This is a genomic window from Nocardioides sp. T5, assembly GCF_048161455.1.
In the GTDB taxonomy this organism is placed as follows: domain Bacteria; phylum Actinomycetota; class Actinomycetes; order Propionibacteriales; family Nocardioidaceae; genus Nocardioides.
In genome coordinates this window covers 536,674-557,902 of the sequence record NZ_CP182415.1, presented here as the reverse complement: position 1 = coordinate 557,902, position 21,229 = coordinate 536,674, and the positions used below count along the sequence as shown (strand labels likewise).

The window sequence follows — 21,229 nt, the reverse complement described above, 5'->3', positions numbered from 1 at the left end:
CGCATGCGGGCGACGAACGACCTCGATCGTGCCTTCGAGCGCGGCATGGACGCGCTTCGGCGCGCGGTCGCCGCTGCCCTCGCGGGACAGCCCGTCCCCCAGCTCGCCGGTCACGTGCTCCTCGCCGAGACGGCCGCCCCGGGGGCACGGTCCGGCGCGGCGGGCGGCGGCTCCGGCGGTGGCCCGGTCGGCGACGAGGACCGCGCGACGTCGTCCGAGGTCGACGAGGCCGAGCGCGAGCGGCTGATCGCGCTCGTCGAGCTGGCCCGCACGGGCGACAAGGAGGCGTTCGGCCTCCTCTACGACCACTACCAGGCCTCGGTCTACCGCTTCCTCTACTACCGCACCCGCTCCCAGACCCTCGCCGAGGACCTCACCTCAGAGACGTTCTTCCGGGCGCTGCGCAGCATGAACGGCTTCCGGTGGCAGGGCAAGGACTTCGGCGCCTGGCTGATGACCATCGCCCGCAACCTCGCGATGGACCACTTCAAGGCCGGTCGCACCCGCCTCGAGCTCACCACCGAGGACATGTCGCCGCACGACGACACGACCGAGGGACCCGAGGGCGCGGTCATCGCCGGCCTCACCAACGAGGTGCTCCTCAAGGCGCTCACCGAGCTGCCGGTCGAGCAGCGCGAGTGCCTCATCATGCGGTTCCTCCAGGGCCTGTCGATCGCGGAGACGGCGCAGGCCCTCGACCGCTCCGACGGCGCGGTCAAGCAGCTCCAGCTGCGCGGCGTACGCAATCTCGCCAAGCTGTTGCCGGAGGGGTTGAGAGACGCGTGACACAACCCGTAACCCTTGCCTCGTCTGGCTCGTTCGTCCCAGTGGGAGGACCCGCCAGCAGTGAGACAGGACGACCGCGATGACAGCCCCCTTCTCGGCGCGACGGCGTGCCGACGAGTTCGAGGCACTGCTCTCCCGTGACCCCGGAACCGCTCCCTCGGGCCCGTCCGGACGCGATGCGGAGCGGTACGCCGACCTGCTCGAGGTCGTGGCCGACCTGCGCGCCGTGCCGCCCGTGGCCGCGCGGCCCGAGTTCGTCGCGTCGTTGCGCGAGCGGCTGATGGCCGAGGCCGACACCGTCCTGGTCCACCAGCCCGCGGCTGCGTCGCGACTGGCGATGCCCGCCCCGTCGCGCACCCGGCCGCGTCGCATCGGGGTGCTGCTCGGCGGCGCCGCCCTCGTCGGTTCCGCGGCCACCATGGCCGTCGCCGCCCAGACGGCCCTCCCCGGCGAGTCGCTCTACGGCGTCAAGCGCGGGATCGAGTCCGCGCAGGTGCGCCTCGCCACCGACGACGCCGCCCGCGGCCGCACCCTGCTGGCCCAGGCCGGGACCCGCCTCACCGAGCTCGAGGAGCTCGCCGCCGACGACGCCGGCCGCGACCAGCTGGTCCCCGACACCCTCGACTCCTTCACCCGCCAGTCGAGCGACGGCGTGCGCAGCCTGCTGGTCTCCTACGAGGCCACCGGCAGCCAGGGCGACGCGCAGGCCGCGCGCGACTTCACCGCCACCAGCATGGACCGCCTCGAGCGGCTCCAGGGCGAGCTGCCCGAGAGCGCCCGCGACGAGCTGCTGGCCGCCGGCCGAACGCTCGCCGACCTCGACCTCGAGGTGAGCAACGCCTGCCGCGGCTGCACCGGAGGCATCACCACCACGCCCGACTTCCTGCTGACCAGCGCCCCGTCCGCCGGCCTCCTCGCCGGGCTCGACACCGACCAGCTGACGCTGGAGGGCGCGCCGGTCTCGGGACAGGACCTCACCGGCATCACGGTCCCCGAGGCGCTCGACCCGCAGCAGGTCGTGCCGACGACGGTGCCGTCGACCACGCTCGGGCCCGGCCCCTCCTCGGTCGTGCCCGACCCGACGAGCACCGGTCCTGCCAAGCCCGAGCCCACCAGGCCGGTCAAGGACATCACCAAGAACCTCACCGACACCGTGACCGACACGACCGACCAGGTCACCGACGGCCTGACGGACACGACCGGCACCCTCAGCAACCAGCTCGACGACGCGACCGGAGGCGCGCTCGGTGGCCTCACCTCGGGTGCCGACGACGCCACCGGCGGGCTGATCGGCGAGGTGACCGGCACCGTCGACGGCGCGACCGGCGGGACGCTGGACGACGCGACCGGTGGCCTCCTGCCCTAGCCGCTGCCGCGGGGGCGCCGCTCAGCCGAAGACGCCGCCGCGATCGCGCAGCAGGTCGAACAGCGTGTGCTGGATCGTCTCGCGCACCTGGTCGGTGACGTTGAAGACGAGCATCGGGTCCTCGGCCTCGCCGGGCTCGTAGGCGTCGGTGCGGATCGGCTCGCCGAACTCGAGGATCCACTTCGAGGGCAGCGGCACCAGGCCGAGCGGCCCGAGCCACGGGAAGAACGGCGTGATCGGGATGTAGGGCACGCCGAGCAGCCGCGCGAGCGACGGGACGTTGCCGACGAGCGGATAGATCTCCTCGGCCCCCACCACGGACAGCGGGATGATGGGTACGCCGGTTCGCAGCGCCGCCGAGACGAACCCGCCGCGCCCGAAGCGCTGCAGCTTGTAGCGCTCGCTGAACGGCTTGCCGATCCCCTTGAACCCCTCCGGCCAGACGCCGACCAGCTCGCCGTCGGAGAGCATCCGCTCGGCGTCCTCGGTGCAGGCGAGGGTGGCCCCGCCCTTGCGGGCCAGGGAGCTGACCAGCGGCAGCTTGAAGACGAGGTCGGCGCCGAGCGGGCGCAGGGAGCGGCCGGCGTGGTCGTGAACCGTGAGCATGGTCATCAGGCCGTCGAGGGGGATCGTGCCGGAGTGGTTGGACACCACGAGTGCGCCACCCTCGGCAGGGATGTTCTCCAAGCCGCGGACCTCGAGGCGGAACCACTTCTCGGCGATCGGGCGCAGCGCCGCCATGAAGAACCGCTCGGTCAGCTCGCGGTCGAAGCCGTAGTCGTCGACGTCGTAGTCACCCTCGAGGCGGCGGCGGACGAACGCCATCAGCTCGGCCGCACGGCGCTCCCAGTCGGCCCCGAAGACCTCCTGCGCGGCCTGCTGCGCCGCCGCCAGCCACTCGCCGACCGGGATGCCGGTGGTGGGCGGTGCCGTCGCAGCGGGGTCGTCGGTCGGTGGCGGCGCGACCGCCTCGTCGGCCGGCGCGGTGGTCCGACCACCGTCGGCGCGGGCCTTCTTCCTCGGGGCACTCGGCTTGCCGGACGCTGCCTTGGCCGACGCTGCCTTGGCCGACGGTGCCTTGGCGGACGGTGCCTTGCGGGACGAGGGCGCCAGGTTGCGCGCGGCCGACGACGGCCGGGCGCTGCCGGAGCCGCGGCCGGGACGGCCGCCGGTGCCGATCGGGATGACGACGGCGTCCTCGCCGTCGCGGCGACGGGCCTTCTCAGGCACGACCGACTCCCTCCTTCGCGGCGGGCGCCACCGACCGGCAGAAGTCGGCGAACGCCTCGGCCGTGGTGAACTGCGGCTCGAAGCCGAGCATCGTGCGCATCCGGGTCGTGTCCACACCCCGACCGTAGGTCAGGAAGCCCAGCTGCTCGGGCGAGAAGTCCGACACGCGGGCCTGGCGCATGGTCGAGCCGAGCCGCCCGACGGCGAAGCGCGGCAACGCGACCGACGGGGTGCCGAGGCGGCGTACGGCCTGGCTCAGCGTCAGCAGCCCGTCACCGGCGACGTTGAAGGTGCCGGGCACGCCGTTGGTCGCGGCGTGGCGCAGCACGCGCATCAGGTCGTCCTCGTGGAGGAGCTGGAGCCTCGGGTCGAAGCCCAGGACGCGGGGGATGACGGGGAGCCGGAAGTAGTTGGTCAGGGGGCTCGAGACGTGGGGTCCGACCACGTTGGCCGCCCGGATCATCGTGACGTCGACGTCCGGGCGCCGACGGGCGAACCCGCGGACGTAGCCCTCGATCTCGTAGACGTCCTTGGCGTAGCCCGAGGAGGGCAGGCGCTTGGGGCCCATGTCCTCGGTGAACATCGCGGGGTCGCGCGGACCCGATCCGTAGACGGTCGTCGTCGACTTCACGACCAGCCGCTCGACGGTCGCCGACCGCTGGCACGCAGCGAGCAGCTGCATGGAGCCGATGACGTTGAGCTCCTTCATCGTCCCGCGACCGCCGGCGGAGCCGGGCGTCGCGATCACGCTCATGTGGACGACGGTGTCGACGTCCTCCTTGGCGATGACCTTGGCGATGACGGGGTTGCGGATGTCGGCACGGACGAAGGAGACGTCGCCGATGTCACCGCGCGGCGGGACCACGTCCACGCCGATGACTCGATCGATGGACGGGTCGCCGGTCGCGGCGCGCGCGAATCGTCGCCCGATGTCCCGGGAGATCCCGGTGACCAGCACGACCCGTCCCATGGTCGAGGGGTGTTACTTGCCGAGCTTGCGGCGCTGCACGCGCGTCTTCTTGAGCAGCTTGCGGTGCTTCTTCTTGGCCATGCGCTTGCGCCGCTTCTTGATGACAGAACCCACGAATCAGACCTTTCCTTGCGGCCGACGTTCGTCGGCCGGACCCCGCACACCCTACTTGCCGGGTGCGAGAGCGCGGAATCGAGTCGGACCCGTGGATCCCGACCGAGAACGGAGTCCGTCAGCCGGCGTTGTAGAAGCTCTTGCGCAGGTACTCGTTGACGTCGTCCTCCCGGACCCGGAAGGAGCGACCGACGCGGACGGCGGGCAGGTCGCCGCCGTGCACGAGCCGGTAGACCGTCATCTTCGAGACGCGCATCCTGGACGCGACCTCGGCGATGGTCAGGAACTGCGCCTCGGACATGTCGCCTGGGGTGTTCTCAGCCATGGTGTGCACCGATCCTTCTGCGCGGAACGGCGCCGGCTTCCGCACCGGCGTCACAGGCGTGCCGCTCTCGCTGACAATAGGGCTCGCGTGACGCGTGGGGAAGAGGAACGCCAGAGAAACTTGTGGGACTGCGGCGTGTCGGGTTGCTTCCTTGACGAAGCGGCGTGGTGTCGGGGGCCGATGACTCAGGGCAGCGGGTCGAGGCCGTGCAGCGGGAACACCTCGGTGCGGGTGGCGTTGATCGCCCGGTCCAGCCACGTCTCGGGGTCGTAGCCCCCGGACCAGTCGCGGTAGGCGGGCGTGCGGCCGTCGGTCATCCGGTGCGGCGCGGTCGCCCCCAGCACCTCCTCGACGTAGGCCCGCCACGCCGGTGGCGTCGGCTGCGCGGGGTCGATGGGGGCACCGGCGACGACGGCCAGCAGGTGCGTCCACGCGCGGGGCACCACGTCGACGACGGAGTAGCCACCTCCGCCGGTGACGACCCACCGTCCCTCGGCGACCTCGTGGGCGAGCTCGTGCAGCGCGAGGTAGGCCGCACGCTGACCGTCGACGCTGAGCATCATGTGGGCGAGCGGGTCGTTCATGTGGGAGTCGCAGCCGTGCTGGGTGACCAGCACCTGCGGGGAGAACTCGCGCAGGATCGGGGGTACGACAGCGTGGAACGCACGCAGCCAGCCGGCGTCGGCGGTGCCGGGCGGCAGGGCGACGTTGACCGCGGTGCCCTCGGCCCCCGGGCCGCCGGTGTCGCTCGGGAAGCCCGTGCCGGGGAAGAGCATCTGCCCGGTCTCGTGCAGCGAGATGGTGAGGACCCGCGGGTCGTCCCAGAAGATCTTCTCGACACCGTCGCCGTGGTGGACGTCGATGTCGACATAGGCCACGCGCTCCGCACCGTCAGCGAGCAGCTGCGTGATGCCGACCGCCACGTCGTTGTAGATGCAGAAGCCGCTCGCCTTGTCGGGCATCGCGTGGTGCAGGCCGCCGGCGATGTTCACCGAGTGGAGCGACTCGCCGCTCCAGACCTGTCGGAACGCCTCCAGGGTCGCGCCGACGACGTGGGCGCTGGCGAGGTGCATGTCGGCGAAGACCGGGTCGTCCTCGGTGCCGAGGCCGCGGGCGGCGTCCTCGAAGCCGGGCGTCGCGCCGGCCCGGGTGACGGCCTCGATGAGGCCCTGGTCGTGGACCGTCGCGATCTGCTCGTCCGTCGCCACCGGGGCGTCGACCCGCTTGATGCCCGCCAGGACGCCGAGCTCGTCGGCCAGGCGCATCGTCAGGTCGACGCGCACCGGTGACATCGGGTGGGTGGGCCCGAAGTTGTACTCCGTGAGCGTCTGGTCGAACACGACTGACGCAGGCCCCGCACACTCCATGTGGCGGACGTTACTCCTGCGCGCCGCGAGGTCCGACCGGCGGACGGAGTTGAACGCGTTCAATTATCCTGCCACGATCCTGGAGTGACCACACCGCAGGCTCCCGCGAGTGCGGCCTACCGGCCCCAGCTGCGCTGGCTGCTGCTCGGACCGCTCCTCGGCGCCGGCTCGGGCAGCCTGGTGGCGTTCGTGTTCCTGCTCATCGCCTTTGCGTTCGACGGCACGCCGCCGTCCGCGACCGAGTTGCTGGCAGGGACCGGACCGACCGCGGTGTTGGCGGTCGTCCTCGGCGGTCCCATGGGCGCCGCCGTGGGCCTGCTGGCCGCGGTCCCCCTCGCGCTCCTCGTCGGCCGGCACCTGCCGCGCCCGGTGGCCCGGCGTCGCGCCTTCGTGCTCGGCGCCGCCCTGCCCCCGGTCGCCATGGTGGCACTCTTCTCGTTGGTGAGCGGGCGGTTCGTTCTGGCGGACGTCGACCTGCGGCGGGGTGGGGAGTGGCTCGGCCTCACCTGGCTCGTGGCTGCCGCTGTACTGGGCGGGCCCCTGGCCGCGCGGGCCACCTCCCGGGTCCTGCCCCACGCCGACGCCTCCTAGGGTGACGAGGTGCCCGAGAAGCGACCCGTACGACGCTCGAGCAAGGCCGAGCAGACCCGGTCCGGCATCGTCGACGCCGCGATGTCACTCTTCCGGACCGGCGGCTACGACGCCACCACGATGCGCGCTATCGCCGACGAGGCCGGGGTGTCACTGGGGAGCGCCTACTACTACTTCTCCGGCAAGGAGGAGCTGGTCCAGGCGTTCTACGACCAGATCCAGGTCGAGCACGCCGTGGCGGCCGAGACGGCGTACGACACCGTGGTCTTCGCCGACCGGCTCCGCGGGGCGATGGACTCCTTCCTCGACGTGGCCGGTCCCTTCCACGACTTCGGCGGGCAGTTCTTCCGCAACGCAGCCGATCCCCGCTCCCCGCTCTCTCCCTTCTCCGAGCAGTCGATGCCGGCACGCGAGGCCAGCACCGCGCTGTTCCGGCGGGTCGTTGAGGGCTCGGACCTCAAGGTCGCTCCGGCCCTGCGCGACGAGCTGCCAGAGCTGCTGTGGCTGCTGCACATGGGCGTCGTGCTCTTCTGGGTTCACGACGACAGCGACGGTCAGCGCCGCACGCGCGGCCTCGTCGCCGGGATCGTGCCCCTGGTCGACCGGGCAGTGCGGCTGACCAGGCTGCCCCTGGTGCGCGGGCTGGTGGACGACGCGATGGCCGTGGCGCGCCAGCTGCGCACGAGCTGACTCAGGAGCCCTGGGCGAGCTCGCGGGAGCGGTTGCCCTGCCCTCACCGGACGCGGGCGACCACCACCGTGTTGCCGCGGTAGCGCTCGCCGTCCCAGTCGGTGCACGTGACCAGGACCAGCCCCGGGGCACCTGCGGTGGCGAACAGCCGGCCCGCGCGGGCGGCCAGCTCGGCCCGGCCGAGGTCCCGGACGGAACGGACCGTGAAGTCCAGCGCGCGACGGTCGGTGAACACCTCGATGGTGTCGCCCGGCTGCAGGCCGGCGAGGTCGTCGAAGACGCCGCCACCGTCGTGCACCGTGTGGCCGGCCAGCACCGCGGTCCCCCGGGCGCTGCCCGGTCGCGCTCCTGCCTCCCACCACCCGACCACGCGCGGGTCGGCCGGCGGCACCAGCGCGCCGCGGGCGTCCAGGCCGACGGTCACCACGGGTGCGTAGAGGCCGAGGGCGGGGATCCGCAGCGCCAGCGGCGGTCCGGGTGGGAGCGGGGCCGGCGTCTCCGGCTCCACGGTCGGCACCGGTACGACGCCCGCCTGCTCGGTGACCAGGCTCGTCGCCGTGTCGACGGCCGTCGAGTCGGGAATGTCGTCGGACCGGGTCGAGGACACCATCGCTGCCACCATGGTGAGGGCCACCGCGCCGCCGATCACGGTGGTCCAGCGGGCGGCCGACACGAGACGGGCAGTTCGCACGGGAACGCTCCTTCCTGGAAGGGGGACGTCACCCGAGAGGGAGTCGGGTGACGTCCTCCTGCTGGTCAGGTCTGTCGGACCCTGACCAGCACGCCACCGGCCGAGGCCAGCAGCACCAGTCCCATCGCCGTGAGGACGACGCCCCACTGCTGCGCCGCGGTGGTCCCGGCGTCAGGAGCCGCAGGGAGACCTGCGTCGACGGCGGTCGGCACCTGGGCCGACGGTGCCGGCGGCTCGGACGCCTGCACGCCCAGCACCTCGACATCGTCGGGCTGCGTGGTCGGTTGCTGCGTGGTCGGTTGCTGCGTGTCCTCCACGGCCGGCTCGTCGCCCGCCGGCCCGCTCGGCTCCGCCGAGGGGGTCGCGGTGGTCGGCAGCACCTCGGGAGGCTGCGCGGTCGGCGGCTGCACCGTCGGCGGCTGCACCGTCGGCGGCTCGGTGGTCGGCGGCTCGGTGGTCGGCGGCTCGGTGGTCGGCGGCTGGGTGGTCGGCGGCGCGGTCGGGCAGACCACGGCCGGGTGGTCGTACGCGAAACGGAACTCCTGGTGGGTCACCGCGGCATGCTCGACCGTCTCGGTCACACGCTCCAGGTAGAACCAGTCGGCCAGTCCTGCGCTGCCGTGACTCAGGTAGTGGAGTCCCCACCCGGTGTCGTCGAGCCAGGTCACGTTGGGATTGTTCTCGTGCGGCTCCTGCGTGGCGTTGGCCTGCCAGTCCGGGTCGTCGGGGCCGGTCGGGATGGCCGGGACGACCCCGTCGCCGAGCGGACCGCCTGTCCACGAGTAGTGCTGCCAGCCGACGAACACCTCCTCGGTGTAGGCCTCTTCGTCGATCACCGTGCGCTCGTCCACCTGTCGCCACCCCTCGCCCGGGGAGGAGAGGACCCAGTCGGTCGTCTCGGTCCAGGCGTCGGCGGGCACGCAGGGCGTGTCCGACGTCGTGGTCACGGAGGTTGCACTGCCGGCCGTCAGGAACAGCAGTCCGCCGCTGAGGACCGCGACGATGCCGGCGAGCGCGAGGACCAGGGCGTTCCTGGCCATTCCCGAGAGTGGTCTGCTTCGTTCGGATGCCGCGGACATGACCACCACCCCACTTCGATCCGCGGGAGTGTTTCGACCGGTTGGTCACCTTCATTGTCACTCGGAGTTACCGCGAGACCTAGCGGTTGTGACCAATCAGACCAAGACCGCCCTCGGCGGCCGAAACCCGCATGGGGACTGGGTTTTCGCCTTACCAGGAGGTCGTGGTCACGAGCCCTCGGCGAGCTCCCGAGAACGGTTGCGGGCCGCCTCCATGGCGGCGAGGAAGGCGGCGCGGACCCGGTGGATCTCGAGCTCGCGGAGGGCGGAGGCCGTCGTACCGCTCGGCGAGGTGACCTGCTCGCGCAGCACGACCGGGTGGGTGCCGGTCTCGCGCAGCATCGCCGCGGAGCCGACGAGCGTCTGCACGACCAGCTCGGTCGAGGTGGCGCGCGGCAGGCCGAGGTGCACGCCTGCCTCGATCATCGACTCGACGACGAAGAAGATGTAGGCCGGGCCGGAGCCGGAGATGGCGGTGACGGCGTCCATCTGCTTCTCGGGGATGCGCAGCACCTTGCCGGTCGACGCCATCAGCGACTCGGCCTCGAGCAGGTGCGACTCGTCGCAGTGGGATCCGGGCGAGATCGCGGCCATGCCCTCGTCCACGAGCGCCGGGGTGTTGGGCATGACGCGGACGACGGCGACGCCGTCCGGCACGTGCGACTCGATGAACGAGGTGGTGATGCCTGCGGCCAGCGACACCAGCAGCTGGCCCGCGCGGAGGTCGGGGGCGATCTCCTGGAGCACGTCGCCCATGTCCTGCGGCTTGACGACGAGCGCGACCGTGTCGGCCTTGGCAGCGGCCTCGCGGTTGGACACGACCGCGACGCCGTAGCGCTCCTCGAGCTCGCGGGCCCGCTCGGCGCGCTTCTCGCCGACCATCAGCTGGTCGACGCGGCGGCCGGCGCGTACCAGCCCGGACAGCAGGGTCTCCCCCATGACGCCGGCCCCGATGATCGCTGTGCTCATGCGATCAACCTACGGCCTGGCGTCCACTGATTTCGACACGCACGTCGCGGTCTCGTCCCTCGACCGCGGTGCTTGCTCAATCTGGCCCACGACGCGCCCGCTCCTTCGTCGCGGACGCTGTGGTCTCACTTCTTCGAGACGAGCGAGCGGACGAAGAACGCCAGGTTCTGGGGCTTCTCGGCCAGGCGGCGCATGAGGTAGCCGTACCACTCGGTGCCGTAGGGGACGTAGACACGCACGGTCTCCCCGGCGGCCGCGAGACGCTTCTGCTCCTCCGGGCGGATGCCGAAGAGCATCTGGAACTCGTAGGTCCCCGGGCGCCGGCCGAACCGGCTCGCCAGCGACGAGGCGATCTGGACCATCCGCGGGTCGTGGGTGGCGATCATCGGATACCCCTGGCCGCCGAGCAGCACCTTGAGGCAGCGGACGTAGGACCGGTCGACGTCGATGCGGTCCTGGAAGGCGACCTGCTCGGGCTCCATGTAGGCGCCCTTGCACAGCCGCACGCGCGAGCCCTCGTAGGCCAGCGCGCGGCAGTCCGCCTCGGTGCGGCGCAGCATCGCCTGAAGCACCGCGCCCGTCTCGGGGAAGTCCTTGCGGAGCTCGCGCAGGATCGACAGCGTCGAGTCGGTGGTGGTGTGGTCCTCCATGTCGAGGGTCACGGTCGTGCCGGCGTTGCGGGCGGCGCGACAGATCTCGCGCGCGTTCTCCAGCGCGACCTTGTGCCCGTTGTCGGGCAGCGACTGGCCGATCGCGCTGAGCTTGACCGACACCTCCGCCTGCGGCGCCAGGCCCTTGGTCGCCAGGTCGGCGAGCAGCTCCTTGTAGGCCGCGACGGTGGCGTCGGCCTGGGCCGCGTCGGTCGTGTCCTCGCCGAGGTAGTCGAGCGTGGCTCGCAGGCCGTCGTCGACGAGGCCCGACGTCGCCGCGACCGCATCGGCCGTGGTCTCGCCGGGCACGTAGCCGGTGACGATGGAGCTCGAGACGGGCATCGTCGAGACGAGCTTCTTCACCCCCTGGCTGCGAGCGAGGAGCAGGATCGGCTGGCGGAGCAACGACATGGCGGCAAGGCTACGCCGACCTCCACCTCGGACCTGCACCGAACCTTCACGGCTCCTCCACCCGTTCCGGGCCGGTGCTCTCCTAGCGTCGTCGGCATGACGTCGAGCCTCTCCTCCCCCACCTCCCGGTACGCCCTCGCCGGGGCCCTGTCGGCCGGCACCGTCGCGTTCCTGCTCCTCGGCATCGGTGCCCTCGGCATCGTCGGCGACGGGGACCGAGACTGGCTCTACCTGGCGGCGCCGGCCGTCCTGCTGGTCGTCGCCGCGGCGACCCGGTTCCGGCCGGGCGGCATGGTGCTCGCGCTCGGAGCCGCTGCGCTGACGACGCTCCTGGCAGGAGTGGTCGCGGTCGTCCTGGTCGCCGCCGACGACACGACCGGTTCGGTGGTCGACGTCGTCCTGCTGTCGGTGATGTACGCCGGTCTGTTCGCGGCGGGGGCGTGGCTGTTCAGCCGGGTCCCGGAGCCGCCGGTCGACGCCGTCGCGAGCGACATCAGGCGGGCGTGATGGCAAGGCGGAGGGCCGAAGGCGGGCCGCTAGGCCCGTCGAGCGCCCGACAACGCAGCCAGCGCGCTCGCATGGTGACGCGCAGCAGGTGAGAGACCGGCGGATCCGGGTCAGGGCGTCCGGCGCCTGAGGGTGGCGGCGCCCAGCGCGAGCGCACCGACCGCGAAGCCGGCGACGACCAGCACGTTGCGCCACACCTCCGCCGTGTCGGCCGCTCCGACGAGCTCCTGCATGGCGTCGATGGCGTACGACATCGGCAGGAGGTTGCTGACGGCCTCGAGCACGGCCGGCATCGCCTCGCGCGGCACGAAGAGCCCGCACAGCAGGATCTGGGGCAGCACGAACGCCGGCATGAACTGCACCGCCTGGAACTCGGTCGTCGCGAAGGCGCTCACCAGCAGGCCGAGCGCCGCGCCGAGGACGGCGTCGGCCACCGCCACGACGCCGAGGAGCCACACCGGACCCTGCACGTCCAGGCCGAGGAGCCCGACGCTCACGGCCACCGCCAGCACGGACTGGACGGCCGCGAGCAGCCCGAAGGCCAGGGCGTAGCCGAGCAGGAAGTCGAGCTTGCCCATCGGCATCGTGAGCAGCCGCTCGAGGGTGCCGGACGAGCGCTCGCGCAGCGTCGTCACGCTCGTCACCAGGAACATCACGATGAAGGGGAACATCGCCAGCAGGCCCGGACCGAAGCGGTCGAAGAGGCCACCCGGCAGGTCCAGGAACATCCACCACAGCAGCGTGATCAGGACGCACGGGACGACCAGCAGCATCGCGAGCGTGCGGTGGTCGCGGCGGATCTGGGTGAGGACGCGGCCGGCGACGGCGAGCGTGATGCGCGGGCTCACAGGACCTCACCCTGGCCTTCGACGAGGTGGAGGAACGCCTGCTCGATGTCCGGGGCACCGGTGCCGCGGAGGATCTCCTCGGGGGAGCCGTCGGCGATGATCCGGCCCTCGCGCATCAGCAGCAGCCGGTGGCACCGCTCGGCCTCGTCCATGACGTGGCTCGACACGAGCACGGCGGCCCCGCGGTCGGCGATCCTGTGGAACAGGTCCCACAGGTCGCGGCGCAGCACCGGGTCGAGGCCGACCGTCGGCTCGTCGAGCACCAACAGGTCCGGCGTACCGAGGAGGGCGACGGCCAGGCTGGCCCGGCTGCGCTGGCCGCCCGAGAGCCGGCCCACGACCTGGGAGCGGTGGTCGTCGAGGCCCACCGCGGCGACGGCCTCGTCGACCTGGGCGCGGTCGATGCCGAGCACGCGGGCGAAGAACGCGAGGTTCTCCGCGACGGTCAGGTCGTCGTAGACGCTCGCGGCCTGGGTGACGTAGCCGACCCGGGTCCGCAGCGGCGGGCTGCCGGCCGGCTCCCCCAGCACCTCGACGGTCCCAGACCGCACCTGCTGCGCGCCGACCAGGCACCGCATCAGCGTGGTCTTGCCGCAGCCGCTCGGGCCGAGCAGGCCGGTGACACCCGCGGCGACGTCCAGCGAGATGCCGGGCAGCACCTCGCGCTCGCCGCGTACGACGGCGAGGTCGCGTACCTCCACGACGTTTTTCACCATGTGTTGAATTGTGCTCCGGGTGTCTCGTCGTCGTCAAGGCCCGGTGAGCGGTGCACCAGACAGGTTCCGCGGGCGCAGAACCTGCGTCACGCACCCGCTCCGGGACGTCGGTCGCGGTTGCGGTGCGTGGCGCACGTTCTCAGCGCCGGAAAGCTGTCTCACGCACCGCTCGGAGGGCGGCCACCGCTCGGAGGGCGGCGGCCAGGCGTACGACGTCAGGGCAGGTCGCCGGTCAGGTAGTGCTGGAGCACCGGCCCCATCCGGGCGACGACGTCCTCGGCGGACATCTGGGCCATCGGCGGCAGGGCGAGCAGGTAGCGGGCGACGATGAGGCCGACGACCTGGCTGGCGACGAGCGGGATCCGGACGTCGGGCCGGTCGGCGACCAGGCCCGCGAGCACCGGCCCGACGACGACGGGGATGAAGGCGTCGCGCACCAGTCCGCCGCTGTCGTCGGCGATGAGGGAGCGCACCATGGCGAGCAGGCCCGGCTGGATCGCCGGGTCGTCCCACACGCCGAGGAAGGCGCTCAGCAGCCGCTCCCCCGCGCCGTCCGGCCCGGCCGCCACCACCGGTGCGAGCACCTCCCGCGGGTCGACGGGGATCTCGAGCGCGGCGACGAAGAGGTCGTCCTTGCTCCCGAAGTAGTGGTGCACGAGCGCGGGGTCGACGCCCGCCGAGGCGGCGACGGCGCGGATCGTCGTACCGCGGAAGCCCTTCTCGGCGAACGACGCCCGCGCGGCGGCGAGGACCTCGGCCCGGGTGTCGGGGGCGCCGGGGCGACGGCCGCGGGACGTGCGGGTGGTCATCAGGGGCTCACGGCGTGGGGACGGCGAGGTGGGCGCGGGCGAACTCGAGCGACTCGGCCAGGTCGGCCTCCCGCTCGGCGCGGCTCGCGGACCGCCGCGTGTTGATCTCCAGCACGACGTGGCCGGAGAAGCCCTTGCCGGCGAGGTGGCGCAGGAACTCCCGGGCCTTCATCACGCCGCGGCCGGGCACGAGGTGCTCGTCCTTGGCCGAGCCGGTGCCGTCGGTGAGGTGCACGTGGCGCAGGCTCGCGCCCATCCGGTCGGCCATCTCGATGACGTCGCTGCGGGCGATCGCGGCGTGCGAGAGGTCGATCGTGGTGTGGGCGTAGTCCTCGGCACTCGGGTCCCAGCCGGGGAGGTACATCTCCATGCCGCGGCGCGAGGAGGCGCGCCACGGGTACATGTTCTCCACCGCGAACGCGAGGCCGGTGCGGGCCTCCAGCGACGCGATGCCCTCGACGAAGCCCGCGGCGTAGTCCTTCTGCCACCGGAACGGCGGGTGGACGACGACGACGTCCGCGCCGACCGCCTCGGCCATCTCGGCCGACTTCTCCAGCTTCCCCCACGGGTCGGTGCCCCAGACCCGCTGGGTGAAGAGCAGGCAGGGCGCGTGCACGGCGCAGATCGGGACCTGGTGGTGGTCGCTGAGCTTCTTGACGGCGTCGACCTGCTGGCTGAGGGAGTCGATGCCGACCATCACCTCGACCGCGTCGTAGCCCAGCTGGGCCGCCCACCCGAAGGCGTGCGCCGTCGACTCGGGGTAGACCGAGGCGGAGGAGAGCCCGACCAGAGGAGTGGTCCGTGAGGAGGACATGGTCAGGGCTGCCTCGTGACGACCGAGATCTGGTCGAGGCGCTCGAGGATCACGCCCTCACGCAGCGCCCACGGACAGATCTCCAGCTCGGTCAGGTCGAAAATGTCCATGCAGGCCTCCGCGACCAGGGCGCCCGGCACGATCTGGTGGGTGCGGCTCGGCGAGACGCCGGGGAGCTCGGCGAGCTCGTCGGGCGCCATGTCCATCAGCTTGGGGATCCAGCCCGAGAGCGTCTCGAGCTCGAGGGCGCGCGGGACGAGTGGACCGTCACCGCTCGGTGCGGCGCCGCAGATCCGCGCCAGGGAGCGGAAGGTCTTGGACGTCGCCGCCGCCCGGTCGGGCACGCCGGGGCGGAGCAGGTGGCCGGCGTCGCGGGCGATCTCGGCGCGCACCTGCTTGCGCAGCTCGCGTACGTCGTCGTCGGAGGGCCGGCCGCCGCCGAACCACGCCTTCGCCATCCGGGCGGCGCCGAGCGGGAGGGACCAGGCGACGTCGGGGGCCTCGTCGGTGCCGCCGGCGATCTCGAGCGAGCCGCCGCCGATGTCGAAGACCGCGAGCCGCCCGGCCGACCAGCCGAACCACCGGCGTACGGCCAGGAACGTCAGGCGTGCCTCGTCCTCGCCCGACAGCACCTCGAGGCGTACGCCGCTGTGCTCCTCGACGTGGGTGAGCACCTCGTAGGAGTTGACCGAGTCGCGCACCGCCGAGGTGGCGAAGCCGAGCATCTCCTCGCAGCCCTTGTCCTCGGCGATCTGCGTCGCCGAGGCGCAGAAGTCGGTGAGGGCCTTGATGCCCTTCTTGGTCACGGCCCCGTCCTCGTCGAGGTGCTCGGCCAGCCGGAGCGGCTGCTTGTGCGAGGAGGCCGGGAGGGGCGCGGCACCGCCGTGCGCATCCACCACCAGCAGGTGGCCGGTGTTGGAGCCGATGTCGAGGACGCCCAGGCGCATGCCCGCCACGCTACTAGGGTTCCCCTGTGCCCGAAGTCGACCTGGTCTTCCCCCGAGCGTTCGTCGAGTTCGCCGACCCCGCCGACGAGTCCCAGGTGTTCCGCTGTGACCTGACGTGGCTGACCTCGGCCTACACCTGCATCTTCGGCCAGGGGTGCCAGGGCATCTACGCCGACGCCCCGGACGTCGGCTGCTGCACGCTCGGCGCCCACTTCGCCGATCGGGACGACGAGAAGCGGGTCGCGGGGTTCGTCGCCGAGCTCACCCCCGACGACTGGCAGCTGCACCCCGGCCGGCCGGTGCGCAAGCCCGACTGGATCGAGACCGACGACGACGGCGAGCGCAAGACCCGCGTCGTCGAGGTGGACGGGCAGCAGGCGTGCGTCTTCCACAACCGCACCGACTTCAGCACCGACGCCGGACACGTCGGCGCCGGATGCGCACTGCACGGCCTGGCCCTGCGCCAGGGGCGCAACCCGCTGGAGACCAAGCCCGACGTGTGCTGGCAGCTGCCCATCCGTCGCCAGTTCCGCGAGGTCGAGCGACAGGACGGGACGGCCTACACCGAGGTGTCGATCGGCGAGTACGACCGGCGCGGCTGGGGACCCGGTGGCCACGACCTCGACTGGTACTGCTCGGGCAACACCGAGGCGCACGTCGCCCCCGAGCCGGTCTACCTCACCCACGAGCCCGAGCTGGTCGAGCTGATGGGTGCCGAGGCGTACGCCGAGCTGGTCCGCCACTGCGAGGCGCACGTGGTTTCGCGTTCCGCGCTCGCACTGCACCCCGCGTCACCGCAGCACTTTTGACCGAGGTCGCGCAAAAGTGGCGGAGGCGGCGTTGAAAGTGGTTGTGACGTGCATTACCTTCGACAGGTGGCACCCTCCCCCAACTCCCGGCCCGATGACCACCCTCACGCCGGTCGTCTCGGCATCTGGTTCATCGGCGCACGCGGGTCGCTCGCGACCACCGCGACCATCGGCCTGAGCGCGCTCGCGGCCCACCTGACCGACGAGACCGGCTGCGTCTGCGCGCACCCCGACCTCGACGCGCGCGGCCTGCCGGCCTACGCCGACATCGTCGTGGGCGGACACGACGTCGACACCCTCCCCCTCGTCAAGCAGGCCGAGCGCCTCGTGGCCGGAGGCGTGGTGCCGGGAGTCCTCGCGCACCAGGTGGGCGCCGAGCTCCACGCGACCGAGGCCCGGCTGCGTCCGGGCGTCCGCCACGGCGACTCCACCGCCCAGCGCGCCGACGTGGAGCGGCTCGCTGCCGACATCCGCGACTTCGCCACCGACGTCGACCGGGTCGTGGTCGTCGACGTCTCGAGCACGGAGCCGCCGCACGACACCGGCGCGGACGCCGACTCGTGGAGCGCCCTCGAGGCCGCCTGGGCGGCCGGCCGTGCGCCGCTGTCCCCGAGCTCGGTCTACGCCTGCGCCGCGGTGCTGGCGGGCGCGGCCTACGTCGCCTTCACTCCGAGCCCCGGCATCGACGTCCCGGCCCTGCGCGAGCTCGCCGACGAGCGCGGTCTCCCCTACGCCGGCAGCGACGGCAAGACCGGCGAGACCCTCGTGAAGTCGGCCCTGGCGCCGATGTTCTCCACCCGCTCGCTCGCGGTGCGGTCGTGGACGTCGATCAACCTGCTCGGCGGCGGCGACGGATCGACGTTGTCCGACCCCGCCGCGCGGGAGAGCAAGACCAGCACCAAGCGCTCCGGCCTCGAGTCGATGCTCGGTCACCCCGTGCCCGGCCCGATGCACATCGACTACGTCGAGGACCTCGGCGACTGGAAGACCGCCTGGGACCACGTCCGCTTCGACGGCTTCCTCGGCACCCGGATGACGATGCAGTTCACCTGGGAGGGCTGCGACTCGGCCCTGGCCGCGCCACTGGTGCTCGACCTCGCCCGCCTGACCGCCCGTGCGATGGCCGTCGGCGAGACCGGCCCGCTGACCGCCCTCGGCTTCTTCTTCAAGCAGCCGATCGGCTCGCAGGAGCACCGACTGGCGCAGCAGTGGGACGCCCTGCTCGCCTGGTCGACCGCGTGCGCCGACCGGGTGACGACGTGAGGGTCGCCGACCTCGTCGAGCTGACCCGGGCACCCGCCGCGTTCTCCATCCCGGGTGACGCGTGGTCCGGCACCGCACACGCGGCGGCGGGCGGGCGGGGCTGGGCGATGCCGGTCGCCTCCACCTGCCTCTACTGGTCGGGCATGGCCTTCAACGACTGGTGCGACCGCCACGTCGACGCCGAGGAGCGGCCCGAGCGGCCGATCCCGTCGGGCCGGATCAGCCCCGACGCCGCCCTCGCCGTGGCCGCCGGTCTCGGCGCCGCGGGGCTCGGCGTCGCCGCGCTCCTCGGCGGCCGCTCGGCCGTCGCCGTCGCCGCTCCCCTCGCGCTGATGGTGGTGGCCTACGACGCCGTCGCCAAGGACGCGGCGGTCGGCCCCCTCGCGATGGCCTCGACGCGCGGGCTCGACGTCCTCCTCGGTGCCCACGCCTCACCCGCGACCGCGTGGCAGCCCGCCCTCGCGATGACCGCGCACACCGCCGGGCTCACTTGGCTGAGCCGCGGCGAGGTGCACGGCACCCGCCCGCAGGTCGCAGCCGCGGTGACCGCCGGCACCGTCGCGGTCGCAGCGGCCACGGCCCACGCCGCCTTCCACGACCCGCACGCCGGTCGGCTCTCCCGCGCGGTCGGGGTCGGCCTGTCGGCGGCGTACGCCGTCGTCGTCGGCCGCGCCCAGGCCCGGGCGGCACAGCAGCCCACGGCCGAGGCGGCCCGCAGCGCCACCCGCACCGGGATCGGCGGGTTCTCCCTGCTCCAGGGAGCATGGCTCGCACGCCGCGGCCGGCTGGCCGCCGCCGCGACCGTCGTCGGCGCGGGCCCCGCCTACCGCGCCCTCTCGAGCCGATGGAGCCCGACGTGAGCGCCGGGCGCCCCTCGCTGCGCCTGGGCTACGGCAGCAACGGCTTCTCGGGCCACCGGTTCCCCGACGCCTGCGCGGTGATCGCGGGACTCGGCTACGACGGTGTCGCCCTCACCCTCGACCAGCCCCACCTCGACCCCTTCGCCGACGACGCCGCGGCCCAGACCGCGCGCGCCGCGAAGTCGCTCGCCCTCCACGGCCTGGCCGTCGTCATCGAGACCGGCTCGCGCTACGTCCTCGACCCGTGGCACAAGCACGAGCCCACCCTGGTCAGCGACGGCGACCGTGGCCCGCGGATCGAGCTGCTGACCCGTGCCGTGCGGATCGCCGCCGAGCTGGGCGCCGAGGCGATGTCGTGCTGGTCGGGGGTGCTGCCCGAGGGGGCCAGCGCAGAGGAGGGCTGGCGCCGGCTCACCGACGGCCTCGGCCCCGTCCTCGACCTCGCGCACGACCTCGGCGTCACCGTCTGCTTCGAGCCCGAGCCCGGCATGCACGTCGACACCGTCGACGAGGCCCTCGAGCTGCGCCGCCGGCTCGGCGAGCCCGACCACCTCCGGCTGACCCTCGACCTCGGCCACCTCGTGTGCAACGAGCCCCGCGCCCCGGAGGCGTCCGTCGCCGTCGCCGGCCCGCTCATCGGCAACGTGCAGGTCGACGACATGGTGCGCGACGTGCACGAGCACCTCGAGCTCGGCGCCGGCACCCTCGACCTCGACGCCGTCCTCCGCGCCCTGCTCGCCACCGGCTTCACCGGCCTCGCCAGCGTGGAGCTCCCCCGCCACTCCCACGCGGCGCCGACCGTCGCCGCGCGCCAGATCGTCGCCCTGCGCGCCTCCCTGGCCCGCCTCGCCACCTCCGACAGGGAAGGATCCACGCCGTGACCGAGATCGAGCCGCTGGCCGACCACGACACCATCCGGCACGCCCTCGACGCGAGCGCGCAGGCGCAGCTCGAGGCGCTCACCGCCGAGGTGGCCGACGATCCCTCGCGGCTGGGTCGGGCCTTCCCCGCCGCTGCCCGCAGGACCGGGCGCGGGCCGCTCCCCGGCGTGGACGGCGTACTGCTCGAGGACGCGGTGCGCGTGCGGCTCGTGCAGGTCGCCGCGAGCTCGCTCGACCCCGACGCGCTGCTGGCCGAGCTGCGCGAGGTCTACCGCTACGGCGACAGCGACGAGAAGCGCGCGGTGCTCCACGCCCTGTCCGGCGCACCCGAGGAGGTCGACGGGAGCGACCTGCTGCTCGACGCGCTGCGCACCAACGACACCCGACTCGTCGCCGCCGCGATGGGCCCGCACAGCGACCGGCTCGACGACGACTCCTGGCGCCAGGGCGTCCTCAAGTGCCTGTTCACCGGTGTGCCGGTCGCCTCGGTCACCGCCCTCGCCCGCCGGGCCGACCACGAGCTCGCCGAGATGGTGCAGCGCTACCAGCGCGAGCGCGAGGCGGCCGGGCGCGACGTACCCCTCGACGTGCAGGTCGTCCTCGACGCCTGCGCCACCTCCCCCGAGCAGCCCCAGCACGAGCAGAAGGACCTCTGATGCGCATCTTCGACCCCCACATCCACATGACGTCGCGCACCACCGACGACTACGAGGCGATGCACGCCGCCGGGGTCCGCGCGCTGGTGGAGCCGGCGTTCTGGCTGGGCCAGCCCCGCACCAGCGTCGGCTCGTTCACCGACTACTTCGACGCCCTGGTGGGCTGGGAGCGGTTCCGCGCCGCGCAGTTCGGCATCGCCCACCACTGCACGATCGCGCTCAACCCGAAGGAGGCCAACGACCCGCGCTGCGCCGAGGTGCTCGACGTGCTCCCGCGCTACCTCGCCAAGGACGGCGTGGTCGCCGTGGGCGAGGTCGGCTTCGACTCGATGACCGTCGAGGAGGAGAAGGCGTTCGTGCGGCAGCTGGAGCTGGCCGTGGAGTTCGAGCTGCCGGCGATGGTCCACACCCCGCACCGCGACAAGGAGCAGGGCACCCGCCGCACCCTCGAGCTCGTCACCGAGTCGGGGCTCGCCCCCGGCATGGTCGTCGTCGACCACCTCAACGAGGTCACCGTCGACCAGGTCGACGAGGCGGGCTGCTGGATGGGCTTCTCGATCTACCCCGACACCAAGATGGACGAGCACCGGATGGTGGCCATCCTGCAGCGCCGCGGCCTGGACCGCGTGCTGGTCAACTCCGCCGCCGACTGGGGCCGCAGCGACCCGCTCAAGACGGCGAAGACCGGAGCAGCGATGCTCGAGGCGGGATTCTCCGCCGAAGACGTCGACCGCGTGCTGTGGCGCAACCCGATCGAGTTCTTCGGCCAGAGCGGCCGCCTGCTCGTCGACCCCGAGCTCCCCGACGACGCCTCGACGGGGGCCGACGCCTCGGCGACCTTCGAGGGCAACTCGATCCTGCGCGGCTCGCGGGACTGACG

At 72.8% G+C, this 21,229-nt stretch carries 25 protein-coding genes; 11 read left to right on the top strand and 14 right to left on the bottom strand.

What is annotated here, in order from left to right; all coding sequences use genetic code 11:
- Positions 1 to 3: 3 nt before the first annotated feature.
- Positions 4 to 786 carry a sigma-70 family RNA polymerase sigma factor gene (locus tag ACNKF0_RS02685; protein WP_416955538.1) on the top strand — a complete coding sequence of 261 codons (783 nt, stop codon included), beginning with the start codon at positions 4 to 6 and terminating at the stop codon, positions 784 to 786.
- A 79-nt stretch (positions 787 to 865) separates the two neighbouring features.
- Complete coding sequence (locus ACNKF0_RS02680) at positions 866 to 2,152, top strand: DUF5667 domain-containing protein (RefSeq protein ID WP_416955536.1); 1,287 nt, start codon at positions 866 to 868, stop codon at positions 2,150 to 2,152.
- 21 nt (positions 2,153 to 2,173) lie between these two features.
- Here the strand turns inward: ACNKF0_RS02680 and ACNKF0_RS02675 are convergent, their stop codons facing one another.
- The 5 genes from ACNKF0_RS02675 to ACNKF0_RS02655 form a co-directional block, all read right to left on the bottom strand.
- On the bottom strand, positions 2,174 to 3,382 hold the full coding sequence (locus ACNKF0_RS02675) for a lysophospholipid acyltransferase family protein (protein WP_416955534.1): 1,209 nt from the start codon (positions 3,380 to 3,382) through the stop codon (positions 2,174 to 2,176).
- Positions 3,375 to 4,352, bottom strand: coding sequence for an NAD-dependent epimerase/dehydratase family protein (locus ACNKF0_RS02670; RefSeq protein ID WP_416955532.1), 978 nt, complete (start codon positions 4,350 to 4,352; stop codon positions 3,375 to 3,377). Before ACNKF0_RS02670 ends, ACNKF0_RS02675 begins: the two co-directional genes overlap by 8 nt.
- A gap of 12 nt (positions 4,353 to 4,364) precedes the next feature.
- Entirely contained in the window at positions 4,365 to 4,466 is a 102-nt protein-coding gene (locus ACNKF0_RS02665; RefSeq protein WP_008356322.1) for a 30S ribosomal protein bS22, read from the bottom strand.
- Between the two features lie 118 nt (positions 4,467 to 4,584).
- Entirely contained in the window at positions 4,585 to 4,791 is a 207-nt protein-coding gene (locus ACNKF0_RS02660) for a helix-turn-helix domain-containing protein (RefSeq protein WP_299929494.1), read from the bottom strand.
- A 185-nt stretch (positions 4,792 to 4,976) separates the two neighbouring features.
- Complete coding sequence (locus ACNKF0_RS02655) at positions 4,977 to 6,158, bottom strand: acetoin utilization protein AcuC (RefSeq protein ID WP_416955528.1); 1,182 nt, start codon at positions 6,156 to 6,158, stop codon at positions 4,977 to 4,979.
- 84 nt (positions 6,159 to 6,242) lie between these two features.
- Between ACNKF0_RS02655 and ACNKF0_RS02650 the strand changes: the two genes are divergently transcribed.
- Together ACNKF0_RS02650 and ACNKF0_RS02645 are read left to right on the top strand one after the other, a co-directional pair.
- Positions 6,243 to 6,749 (top strand): hypothetical protein, encoded by a 507-nt coding sequence (locus ACNKF0_RS02650; protein ID WP_416955526.1) that lies wholly within the window; start codon positions 6,243 to 6,245, stop codon positions 6,747 to 6,749.
- A gap of 9 nt (positions 6,750 to 6,758) precedes the next feature.
- The gene (locus tag ACNKF0_RS02645; protein WP_416955524.1) at positions 6,759 to 7,439 is read left to right on the top strand and encodes a TetR family transcriptional regulator; all 681 of its coding nucleotides are present in this window, start codon (positions 6,759 to 6,761) and stop codon (positions 7,437 to 7,439) included.
- A gap of 43 nt (positions 7,440 to 7,482) precedes the next feature.
- On the opposite strand, the gene ACNKF0_RS02640 is transcribed toward ACNKF0_RS02645, so the two are convergent.
- The 4 genes from ACNKF0_RS02640 to ACNKF0_RS02625 all read right to left on the bottom strand — a co-directional run bounded on the left by ACNKF0_RS02640 (position 7,483) and on the right by ACNKF0_RS02625 (position 11,233).
- Positions 7,483 to 8,130: a class F sortase gene (locus ACNKF0_RS02640; RefSeq protein ID WP_416955522.1), complete on the bottom strand. Its 648-nt coding sequence runs from the start codon at positions 8,128 to 8,130 to the stop codon at positions 7,483 to 7,485.
- A gap of 65 nt (positions 8,131 to 8,195) precedes the next feature.
- Positions 8,196 to 9,170, bottom strand: a complete 975-nt coding sequence (locus ACNKF0_RS02635) for a hypothetical protein (protein WP_416955520.1) — start codon at positions 9,168 to 9,170, stop codon at positions 8,196 to 8,198.
- Positions 9,171 to 9,377: 207 nt separating this feature from the next.
- Positions 9,378 to 10,178, bottom strand: a complete 801-nt coding sequence (gene proC / locus ACNKF0_RS02630) for a pyrroline-5-carboxylate reductase (protein WP_416955518.1) — start codon at positions 10,176 to 10,178, stop codon at positions 9,378 to 9,380.
- Between the two features lie 125 nt (positions 10,179 to 10,303).
- A complete protein-coding gene (locus ACNKF0_RS02625; RefSeq protein WP_416958403.1) occupies positions 10,304 to 11,233 on the bottom strand; it encodes a proline dehydrogenase family protein in 930 nt (309 codons plus the stop codon).
- A gap of 102 nt (positions 11,234 to 11,335) precedes the next feature.
- Between ACNKF0_RS02625 and ACNKF0_RS02620 the strand changes: the two genes are divergently transcribed.
- Complete coding sequence (locus tag ACNKF0_RS02620) at positions 11,336 to 11,746, top strand: hypothetical protein (protein WP_299929473.1); 411 nt, start codon at positions 11,336 to 11,338, stop codon at positions 11,744 to 11,746.
- A gap of 110 nt (positions 11,747 to 11,856) precedes the next feature.
- On the opposite strand, the gene ACNKF0_RS02615 is transcribed toward ACNKF0_RS02620, so the two are convergent.
- The 5 genes from ACNKF0_RS02615 to ACNKF0_RS02595 all read right to left on the bottom strand — a co-directional run bounded on the left by ACNKF0_RS02615 (position 11,857) and on the right by ACNKF0_RS02595 (position 15,880).
- On the bottom strand, positions 11,857 to 12,594 hold the full coding sequence (locus tag ACNKF0_RS02615) for an ABC transporter permease (RefSeq protein ID WP_299929470.1): 738 nt from the start codon (positions 12,592 to 12,594) through the stop codon (positions 11,857 to 11,859).
- A complete protein-coding gene (locus tag ACNKF0_RS02610) occupies positions 12,591 to 13,310 on the bottom strand; it encodes an ABC transporter ATP-binding protein (protein WP_299929467.1) in 720 nt (239 codons plus the stop codon). Before ACNKF0_RS02610 ends, ACNKF0_RS02615 begins: the two co-directional genes overlap by 4 nt.
- Before the next feature lie 215 nt (positions 13,311 to 13,525).
- Positions 13,526 to 14,119, bottom strand: coding sequence for a TetR family transcriptional regulator (locus ACNKF0_RS02605; RefSeq protein ID WP_416955515.1), 594 nt, complete (start codon positions 14,117 to 14,119; stop codon positions 13,526 to 13,528).
- A gap of 7 nt (positions 14,120 to 14,126) precedes the next feature.
- Positions 14,127 to 14,933, bottom strand: a complete 807-nt coding sequence (locus ACNKF0_RS02600) for a sugar phosphate isomerase/epimerase family protein (protein WP_299929461.1) — start codon at positions 14,931 to 14,933, stop codon at positions 14,127 to 14,129.
- 2 nt (positions 14,934 to 14,935) lie between these two features.
- Positions 14,936 to 15,880 (bottom strand): Ppx/GppA phosphatase family protein, encoded by a 945-nt coding sequence (locus tag ACNKF0_RS02595; RefSeq protein WP_299929458.1) that lies wholly within the window; start codon positions 15,878 to 15,880, stop codon positions 14,936 to 14,938.
- 26 nt (positions 15,881 to 15,906) lie between these two features.
- Here ACNKF0_RS02595 and ACNKF0_RS02590 point away from each other — a divergent pair, with 26 nt between their 5' ends.
- The 6 genes from ACNKF0_RS02590 to ACNKF0_RS02565 all read left to right on the top strand — a co-directional run bounded on the left by ACNKF0_RS02590 (position 15,907) and on the right by ACNKF0_RS02565 (position 21,227).
- Complete coding sequence (locus ACNKF0_RS02590; protein WP_416955513.1) at positions 15,907 to 16,689, top strand: hypothetical protein; 783 nt, start codon at positions 15,907 to 15,909, stop codon at positions 16,687 to 16,689.
- A 66-nt stretch (positions 16,690 to 16,755) separates the two neighbouring features.
- Positions 16,756 to 17,952 carry an inositol-3-phosphate synthase gene (locus ACNKF0_RS02585; RefSeq protein WP_416955511.1) on the top strand — a complete coding sequence of 399 codons (1,197 nt, stop codon included), beginning with the start codon at positions 16,756 to 16,758 and terminating at the stop codon, positions 17,950 to 17,952.
- On the top strand, positions 17,949 to 18,812 hold the full coding sequence (locus tag ACNKF0_RS02580; RefSeq protein ID WP_416955509.1) for an SCO3242 family prenyltransferase: 864 nt from the start codon (positions 17,949 to 17,951) through the stop codon (positions 18,810 to 18,812). The genes ACNKF0_RS02585 and ACNKF0_RS02580 overlap by 4 nt, the downstream gene beginning before the upstream one ends.
- Positions 18,809 to 19,693: a sugar phosphate isomerase/epimerase family protein gene (locus ACNKF0_RS02575; protein ID WP_416955508.1), complete on the top strand. Its 885-nt coding sequence runs from the start codon at positions 18,809 to 18,811 to the stop codon at positions 19,691 to 19,693. The genes ACNKF0_RS02580 and ACNKF0_RS02575 overlap by 4 nt, the downstream gene beginning before the upstream one ends.
- Positions 19,690 to 20,349 (top strand): EboA domain-containing protein, encoded by a 660-nt coding sequence (locus ACNKF0_RS02570; RefSeq protein WP_416955506.1) that lies wholly within the window; start codon positions 19,690 to 19,692, stop codon positions 20,347 to 20,349. The genes ACNKF0_RS02575 and ACNKF0_RS02570 overlap by 4 nt, the downstream gene beginning before the upstream one ends.
- The gene (locus tag ACNKF0_RS02565) at positions 20,349 to 21,227 is read left to right on the top strand and encodes a TatD family hydrolase (RefSeq protein ID WP_416955504.1); all 879 of its coding nucleotides are present in this window, start codon (positions 20,349 to 20,351) and stop codon (positions 21,225 to 21,227) included. The genes ACNKF0_RS02570 and ACNKF0_RS02565 overlap by 1 nt, the downstream gene beginning before the upstream one ends.
- Positions 21,228 to 21,229: the final 2 nt, after the last annotated feature.